Below are 2,785 nucleotides of genomic sequence, written 5' to 3'. Positions count from 1 at the left end.
ATCAATTTTGAATAAGGATTAGTTAGTACAATAGTACTGGTGCTTTGCTCTAAGTTTGGTGGTTTTTTAAAAATTTCCTCTGAATACAAAATATTAATGGTGCGTTACACTTCGTTAACGCACCCTACTATACTTCAAAACTCATTACTTCAAAACTCATTACTCAACCACCACCAGTAACATTAGGTAAAGATGCAAGATGTGAGTTAACGCACCCTACTATAGTTAGAGATAGTTATCTTGACAATGTCCTTCGCCGACGTGACCGAGATTGGCGATCGCCTTTGAGAAGGTTTGATAATCCTCGGGACTCAACTTGGTTTTTAAAGTTGTCTCATCAATTACTAGTTGATTATTTTCCGCTAAAGCCGCCAAAGGTTCAAAACCAAGGGCACCAGTATTAATGGCATCATCGGCTGGGGCTTCGCCATCACCAAATACATGGTCAAAATGGAAAGTAGTTTCTACTTCTCCTCCTTCCCCTGGTTGTACAAATCCCTTTCTTTCATCACCGATAAACTCTCCACAGGTATACTCTAAAGATTCACTAACAGCAATATTAAAGTTTATGGTTTCGTTATCCTTGGTTGCTGTACCCTGTAGGATGATTGTGGCATTTTCAAAATCAGAAGTATTTGTTGGTACCACTTTCCAAGCAAGAGCATTATAAAACCCAGGAGGTGCTTCTACTTCTGAAACTAAAATTGGGTCTGCATCAGCATCTCCTGCGGCTAAATCAATAGTTGTAGGACTATCTAATAATACTAAGGTTTCTGTAGAATTTAGATTAGTATCTGCATCCGCATCAAAAGGGGGATTAGTTTGATAAGCTTTAACCTCAGCTAAGGTTACATAGATATGTTCAAAATCGATACGCCAGTTATCTTTGGTCACAAATCCCTGACGAACGAAATCTTCCCCATTGGCAACTAGAGAGAGTTTTCCTGCTTCACTATTTTGTTTTAACTCTTGTTGTCCTAGTTGGGAATAACCTGCTTGAAGACTATTCCCCATAACTAGGGTTGTGGTTAATACACCGATTCCCATAGAGATTAATCTAGGTTTAATATTCATAAATTATGTATATTTACAGATAATTAGATTTGCCTTCATAATTATCAGGGATCAACCTAGAGTTTTCAATCCCTTATGGGGGGATTATCTCAATTCTATAATTTTCTTTAAAGTGGAGTTAAAAGTAGAGGTTCGTAGTTGGACTTTAGTCCAAAAAATACAGAACAGGAAAAAATGCTCACGAGAGGAAGAAAAACAAGCGTGTATTTTACCTAACACGTCAACCAATTCAACAAAAGTTGTCACTCCCTCAGATTGCTCTTTTTTCAACAGAAGTAATTGAAAGCCTGGAATCCCCGTAACTTTAGTGCGGGGAGGAAAGGCGAACCGACGACTACTCAGATCTTGATCTTTACCCAAAGTTACTTGTGGTGGTTAAGTTTTGAAGTAATGAGTTTTGAAGTAATGAGTTAAAGAATTAATGCTCAAAGCTTAAAAATTGGTTGACCGAGTGTAAGATCTTAGGCGAAAGAGAAATGAACTTTTTCTGAGGTTAATTTAGTACATAAGTTCTGGTGCTTTGATATGAGACTAAAGTCGCCCGTAATTTAAACAACGCTTACGTTTATTAGACCTACGAATTAACTTAACTTTCTTGGGAGAAAATTGCCCAATTCGCTGCCAATTGTGGTCGTAAACGCTAATATTTTTTGCCTTAGCATCAGTAAAACCTCCAACCCATCCCATGTAAGTTTTTCCTGCTTTCTCAGCCATAACTTTGTCACCGTATCGTAATCCAAAGGGAGTAATAGTCCCTCCTTTGCGTTTACGAATACCGCCTTTTTCTGCATTATCAAAGTGCAAGGCACGACGAAAATAAGCTGGCCTAGTTATTACCTTGAAAATGCAAGGAGTTATTTTGACAGAACCTTTCCAGATCCTTGTCTCAGAATTTTTCCTAGCAGTTAGCCCATAACAGATAAATTCGCTTGCCGCTAAAGCAATGCCGTCAACAGCATGAGATTCTCGGACTTGAGCTTTCTTATCTTTAATTTTTTCTAATCCCAGATATTTGCGGATTTGGCTAGTTCCATTGCTATTTTTCTGCCAACCATAAACAGTTTTAACTGGGGCGATAGATTTGAGTTTTTCGACGCAATAATTCTGCCCAATCATTACAGGGGAAAATCCTTTGCCAGAACGCGCCCCCTTACGATTACTGGTTAAATCTACGTCAGCTTTAACCAGTTCGTAAACAATCTTGCTAATAGGGAAGACTTGGGACAATTCTTTAATTATCCTCATCTCCATTTCCCGAGAAGCTCGAATAGATGGAGCTATTTTACCCATTTTGCCACGATTATCAAATCGTTTTTCTCGGTGGGCACGCTGATTAAAAGGCACTTTCCTGTTAATTCTTCTACTTCGTCGCGCCCGGCGTTGTAATGCTCGGCCTCTGACATTTTTTTTAACCTTTCCTTTTTTAATAACCGCAGAACCAAGTCTTTCTTTAACACGGTCAAACGGCAAAACCAAATGGGCGGTAAAAAGCGTAAACTTTGCGGACTGAACAGCAATTCCTGTATAATTCTTGCCCGGGTCGCAACCGACGGTTATTTTCTGAGTCTCACGGCCTGATGGCTCGGCAACTAATCGAATATAATACAATCCGGCATCATTCCAATGCTCAGTAGCTTTGTTTTGTTTAACCCAACGGCATATCTTGCACCAGAACTTATGTACTAAATTAACCTCAGAAAAAGTTCATTTC

The 2,785-nt window shown here is 39.0% G+C and carries 2 protein-coding genes; both read right to left on the bottom strand.

Features of this window, described 5'->3' with window-relative positions:
• Positions 1-225: 225 nt before the first annotated feature.
• Complete coding sequence (locus MW688_RS09085) at positions 226-1,074, bottom strand: DUF4382 domain-containing protein (protein ID WP_486735647.1); 849 nt, start codon at positions 1,072-1,074, stop codon at positions 226-228.
• A 531-nt stretch (positions 1,075-1,605) separates the two neighbouring features.
• Positions 1,606-2,736, bottom strand: a complete 1,131-nt coding sequence (locus MW688_RS09080; protein ID WP_486735648.1) for an RRXRR domain-containing protein — start codon at positions 2,734-2,736, stop codon at positions 1,606-1,608.
• Positions 2,737-2,785 lie beyond the last annotated feature (49 nt).

It is taken from the genome of Johannesbaptistia floridana (genome assembly GCF_057440575.1).
The sequence above is the reverse complement of the archived record's forward strand: the minus strand, read 5'-3'. Positions and strand labels throughout refer to the sequence as shown.

What these genes read in the sequence shown, in the direction of transcription:
- MW688_RS09085 (WP_486735647.1), bottom strand. Translation starts at nt 1,074, where the DNA reads ATGAATATTAAACCTAGATTAATCTCTATGGGAATCGGTGTATTAACC.